This is a genomic window from Vibrio sp. M260118, from assembly GCF_036533755.1.
Lineage (GTDB): Bacteria > Pseudomonadota > Gammaproteobacteria > Enterobacterales > Vibrionaceae > Vibrio.
This window is the reverse complement of record NZ_JATABG010000256.1, coordinates 1-5,239: the sequence shown is the minus strand read 5'-3', so window position 1 is coordinate 5,239 and position 5,239 is coordinate 1. Positions and strand designations below refer to the sequence as shown.

The 5,239-nt window shown below is 43.2% G+C and carries 6 protein-coding genes and 1 pseudogene; 4 read left to right on the top strand and 3 right to left on the bottom strand.

What is annotated here, in order from left to right; all coding sequences use genetic code 11:
• Positions 1 to 205: 205 nt before the first annotated feature.
• The 3 genes from QTO00_RS14305 to QTO00_RS21005 all read left to right on the top strand — a co-directional run bounded on the left by QTO00_RS14305 (position 206) and on the right by QTO00_RS21005 (position 3,533).
• Positions 206 to 1,981: a terminase large subunit domain-containing protein gene (locus tag QTO00_RS14305; protein WP_331425397.1), complete on the top strand. Its 1,776-nt coding sequence runs from the start codon at positions 206 to 208 to the stop codon at positions 1,979 to 1,981.
• Positions 1,981 to 3,015 (top strand): phage portal protein, encoded by a 1,035-nt coding sequence (locus QTO00_RS14300; protein ID WP_076621548.1) that lies wholly within the window; start codon positions 1,981 to 1,983, stop codon positions 3,013 to 3,015. Before QTO00_RS14305 ends, QTO00_RS14300 begins: the two co-directional genes overlap by 1 nt.
• A gap of 65 nt (positions 3,016 to 3,080) precedes the next feature.
• Positions 3,081 to 3,533 carry an ogr/Delta-like zinc finger family protein gene (locus QTO00_RS21005; RefSeq protein ID WP_076653621.1) on the top strand — a complete coding sequence of 151 codons (453 nt, stop codon included), beginning with the start codon at positions 3,081 to 3,083 and terminating at the stop codon, positions 3,531 to 3,533.
• On the opposite strand, the gene QTO00_RS14285 is transcribed toward QTO00_RS21005, so the two are convergent.
• Positions 3,475 to 3,714 carry a hypothetical protein gene (locus QTO00_RS14285; protein WP_331425398.1) on the bottom strand — a complete coding sequence of 80 codons (240 nt, stop codon included), beginning with the start codon at positions 3,712 to 3,714 and terminating at the stop codon, positions 3,475 to 3,477. The genes QTO00_RS21005 and QTO00_RS14285 overlap by 59 nt on opposite strands.
• Before the next feature lie 231 nt (positions 3,715 to 3,945).
• Here QTO00_RS14285 and QTO00_RS14280 point away from each other — a divergent pair, with 231 nt between their 5' ends.
• Positions 3,946 to 4,281 carry a helix-turn-helix domain-containing protein gene (locus QTO00_RS14280; RefSeq protein WP_331425396.1) on the top strand — a complete coding sequence of 112 codons (336 nt, stop codon included), beginning with the start codon at positions 3,946 to 3,948 and terminating at the stop codon, positions 4,279 to 4,281.
• Here the strand turns inward: QTO00_RS14280 and QTO00_RS14275 are convergent.
• Together QTO00_RS14275 and QTO00_RS14270 are read right to left on the bottom strand one after the other, a co-directional pair.
• On the bottom strand, positions 4,261 to 4,431 hold the full coding sequence (locus tag QTO00_RS14275) for a hypothetical protein (RefSeq protein WP_331425395.1): 171 nt from the start codon (positions 4,429 to 4,431) through the stop codon (positions 4,261 to 4,263). The genes QTO00_RS14280 and QTO00_RS14275 overlap by 21 nt on opposite strands.
• 433 nt (positions 4,432 to 4,864) lie before the next feature.
• Positions 4,865 to 5,239 (bottom strand): annotated as a pseudogene (locus QTO00_RS14270) (Rha family transcriptional regulator); the annotation flags it as partial.

The window sequence follows — 5,239 nt, the reverse complement described above, 5'->3', positions numbered from 1 at the left end:
TGATCCAATCACTGGTTTTAGGCATGAATTTGACTCGCTAATCTGTATGCAAAGTGCTTTTAACAATCTATTTGAGCCAAACAATACGCCTTTGAATAAGTCGTTTCAGCCACTTCAATTCCTAGAAATTCGGATTTAGCCCATATCCGAATTCATCCGAATTTTGCTTAGTCATTTGCGAGTTTTCGGGGCGTATGATGCGCTTATGGCATATTCAGATGAAATAAGAGAAGCCGCCAAAAGGATGTATATCCGTGGCGTACTTCCTAAAGAAATAGCAGCGGAACTAAGCTTAAACAGTTCACGCATTGTTTATACCTGGGCGGAGAAATTCGGCTGGGATTTACTCGTTAACGATTTATCTGTTGAAGAGATGATTAACCGCCGTTTAGCGGTGTTGATTGATAAAGACGAAAAGAGCGACCAGCAGCTCAAGGAGATGGACCGTCTTATCGAACATCACGTTAAACTACTCAGGGCAAATGCTGACGCTAAAGCCAAAGCTGAAAAACGCTTAAACCAACCAGAGCCCCAAGGTCGAAATGAGAACAGCGGCAATAATAAAGGCGAGGGTAAAAAATCACGTGGACGCAAGAAGAAAAACAACGTCGACCACCTGACAGGTGATGACTTTGCTCCATGGCACAATTCACTTTATGCCTTTCAAAAAGTCATGCGCGAAAACTTGCATCAGCGCATTCGCAACATTTTAAAATCTCGACAAATTGGCGCGACCTATTACTTTTCTGGCGAAGCCTTTGAAGATGCGGTCATCAATGGTGATGATCAAATATTCCTTTCAGCTTCACGAGCTCAAGCCGAAGTATTCCGCACATACATCATTCGTATTGCTAAAGAGTTTTTCGACCTTGAACTATCTGGCAACCCTATTGTGCTCTCTAATGGCGCAACTCTTAGGTTTCTTTCTACCAATGGTAAAACCGCACAGTCATACAGCGGCCATTTATACACAGATGAATATTTCTGGATTAGCCGGTTTGAAGAAGTAAAAAAAGTTTCGTCTGCCATCGCTACTCATAAGCACTGGCGCAGAACATACTTTTCTACTCCATCAAGTAAAACCCATCCAGCCTATACATTCTGGACAGGTGACGCATGGAAGGAAGGCAAAGACTCTCGTAAAAACATCGAATTCCCAACATTCGATGAGTTTAGAGACGGTGGTCGATTATGCCCTGACAAGCAATGGCGTTATGTCATCACAATTGAAGATGCTGTCGCCAGTGGCTTTGATCTGGTAGACCTCGAAGATCTCCGCGATGAATACAGTGATGCAGAGTTCAACAACCTGTTCATGTGTATTTTTGTTGACGGTGCTAGCTCCATTTTTGAATTTAACAAAATTCAGAAATGTATGGTCGACTCTGGAATATGGCGAGACTACAACCCTGACGACCCTCAACCGTTTGGCAATAGAGAGGTTTGGTTAGGTTACGACCCTTCTCGAACTCGTGATAACGCTGTGCTAATGGTGGTCGCTCCACCGATTGTCGCTGGCGAAAAGTTCCGAGTGTTAAAGAAACTGAGTTGGCGTGGTTTGAGTTTTCAGCATCAGGCCAGTGAGATCGCCAAAGTATTCGAACGCTTTAACGTTAGTTACCTTGGTATCGACGTCACCGGTATCGGTGCAGGTGTTTACGACCTGCTCCAAAACAAATTCCCACGTGAAGTGGTTCCCATTCACTATTCGAACGACAGTAAAAACCGACTAGTCATGAAAATGATTGATGTCATTGACAGCAATCGACTTCAATTCGACGAAACACTCAAAGAAACCGCAATGTCATTCATGGCGATAAAACGAGTACCGACGAATAGTGGTAACGCATTAACGTTTAAAGCCGATCGAAGCGAGTTGGTTGGTCATGCCGATGATTTCTGGGCACTCTCACACGCATTGATTAACGAACCTATCGATCACTCAACAAAACGCAAATCTACCTACGCAATGGCAGCATAATGACAGAGAAAACAACACACCTTGTAACACAACAAGAAAGTCAATCATCATCGGTGTATGGCGTAGACCTTGGCGCACCTGAATCCATCGATTCAAATAGTTGGATGACAAACTACACAGACTTGTTTTACAACGACACTGACGATTATTGGGAACCGCCAATCTCCCCCGAAGGGCTAGCCGATATAGCAAGGGCAAACGCCTACCATGGTTCGCTATTAGTTGCCCGTGGCAATTATGTCACCGCTCGTTTTCAGCAAGGTGCCATCCGTCGAAAGCAAATGCTGGCTTTTTGCCGTGATTACTTCCAATTTGGTCATGGTGCATTATTGAAGATTCGAGATCACTTTGGTCGAGTAGTCCGCTTTCATCCATTGCCAGCTATGTACCTTCGTAAACGCAAGAATGGGAAAATTGTCATTTTGGAGCGTGGCAACAAACAACGCACCTATAATCCAGATGATGTCATTTTCTTGAGCCAATACGACCCACAACAGCAGGTTTATGGGTTGCCTGACTATCTGGGCAGCATTCAAAGCAGCATGTTGAACCAAGACGCCACATTGTTCAGACGTCGATACTTCAAGAACGGTGCTCACATGGGCTTTATCTTCTATGCCACTGACCCGAACCTAAGTGATGATGATGAAAAGATGTTGAAAGAGAAGATCGCCAGTTCAAAAGGTGTTGGCAACTTCCGCAGCATGTTTGTGAATATTCCCAATGGTCATGAAAAAGGCATTCAGTTGATACCCGTTGGCGACATAGCCACAAAGGATGAATTCGAGCGAATTAAGAACATCACAGCTCAAGACATCCTTGTAGGTCACCGATTCCCTGCAGGTAAAGGGGGAATGATGCCGCAACCTGGTTCAAACTTCCCTGACCCAGAAAAGGTCGGTCGTGAGTATGACAAAGACGAGATCATCCCCGTATGTCACCTAATTATGGATGAGGTGAACAACGACCCAGAAATCAAAGGCATGGCAAGCCTACACCTAAAGTTTGATGTGAATACAGGAGAAGCCGCATAAACCTGTACAAAAACACAGCCATTGACGTAATATTATGCTGTCAGTCAGTTAAGTTAGGTCAATGTATGCGAGTTTATTGCAAATGTGGTGAACGCGCGATTGTAAGTAGAAGCATCGCTAAAGATGCCAATTGCGCAGATTTATCTTGTTCCTGTTCTAACCCAGAATGTGGGCATACCTTTGTGAGTTCTATCGGCTATCGCCACTCACTCAAACAGTCAAAGCTTCATTTCGGAATAGGTGCGACTAGTAAGCCGTCTTTATTTGGTAGTCGCATTACTTGCGGTTGTGGCGAACGGGCGGTGATTAATAAAACCAACCGCCTATCGAACGACTGTGCAGATTTGTATTGTGAGTGTAAGAACCCAGCATGTGAACATCAGTTTGTTATGTCTTTGTATTTTAGTCACACACTAAGCCCGTCATCGAAAGATACCAGTGAACTGGCTAACTGCTTAATCAAGGTGCTAAAGCCTGATCACCGTGACCACTTAAAGCAGCAGTTAGCTTTGTTTTAACCAATTCATTCTCGCATTCAGACCCATTAACAGGGACAGCTTTTAGCTGTCCTTTTTTGTGGGCAAGAATCAACGAAATTAAGAACATGCCAATGTCTTGGTTTTCTTCGTGGTTCCCGCTTGTATCCTCAGCCAAAGCGCATAAAACAAACGCCTCCGCATTGTTATGTAGTTCAGACATTTAGCCTCCCAACTGACGATTTACTGTATATTAATACAGTAGTTTTACCTGTACAAATTTAATTACTTTTTATGTGTTCAACTACACTTAGAAAGTGCAATAGATTTCACTGCGCAGTCTAAAACTAAAACAACTCTAATTATTTGAATTATTTAGCATTTATTTAACTGCTAACCATGGCTGGCTTTTCATCCATCCAATACGCCAAATTTGGCGTGCTAAGGGATAGAAATGCCAAAACTAAGCAACAATACCTATTCGATTAACCAATACTTTACCCAGTTAAGGATCGCACGAGGCGAAACACAGAAAGACGTTTCAAAGCAGACAGGGATTCCCTATCGAACAGTGCAACGACTCGAGCAACATCGGGCCGTGATTAACGCAGAGCAGATTGAACGACTATGCGAACATTACGGCATTAACTTGCTGGATATGGCGCGAGGTACTATTGACCTGCGCCCTATCCAAGACCGCGAACTGCTAGAACACCTTAAAAGACTGCCTGTACCTGTAAAAAAGTCGATTACACAACTGGTTAAAGTACTAAGCCGCAGTATTGAGTGACTGCCAATCTCGCTCGTACAGAGTATCTTGCACTGTGCAAAAGTGAACGAGCACTTGAAACTTCTCTTCTAACGTACGTGCTTTTGCCAATTCTTGCTCTCGTAGTTCAACCATATACTGATAGGTTGTCTTAGGGTTAAGTGAGTTCATCTTCTTCTCCTACTTCATTGATGTACTTTCAGCATAACTAGACTGATAAAATTTCCAAAATCGCCCGTGGTTACTGGGCTGAGCCTTGGTAACTGTCACCAACCTACCAGAACTATTTTCGTGTCAACCTTTTGAGCGGCCACTTTTTCCAAAAAATAATTCTTAAATGACAATGACTAAATTGAGTGTTCAAAAACGCCAATGACAAATGAGTTAGACGGATTGGTGCTTAATTAAAAAATATGAATGTGGAGAGATGAGAAAGGAGGGTGTATTTATAGTTGCGAAAAGCAGATCAGCTGTCAATAGACGAAAAAAAACGACGGCTGTGGATAACCGTCGTTTCAACCCACCTTAATTATGTTGTGGATAACTGGAAATTCTTTTTCTTTAATTACATACAGTTGCATTAAAAACAATAACAAAAATCACATTAAAACGGACATCTTGCCCCATACTTGGCTAACACTTTAGCGATGTACTCCCACAGCTCGTTCAAATCTCGATATTCCAAATAGAAGTTACTGTCCACGAACTGCGAGCCGCTTGATGAGAAATTTGGTTGCGCTTGCCCTTTCCCACCGATACCCAATTCAAAGGTGGCGGAGAACTTACCGCCTCTTGGCCTTACGTTGAATTTAATATGGTATGTCCAATGGGTTTCAGATTGGCAACGTTGATAGTGAGCCGGTATCCAACCAGAGTCGTAAAAATTTGGGTAGGTGTGGTTTGGTAGTTGTGGTTCTGATTGCGGTGGAAGAATAGCAATTGGCTGAGAAGATTCTTTCTCGAGTACATCGAGCACCCA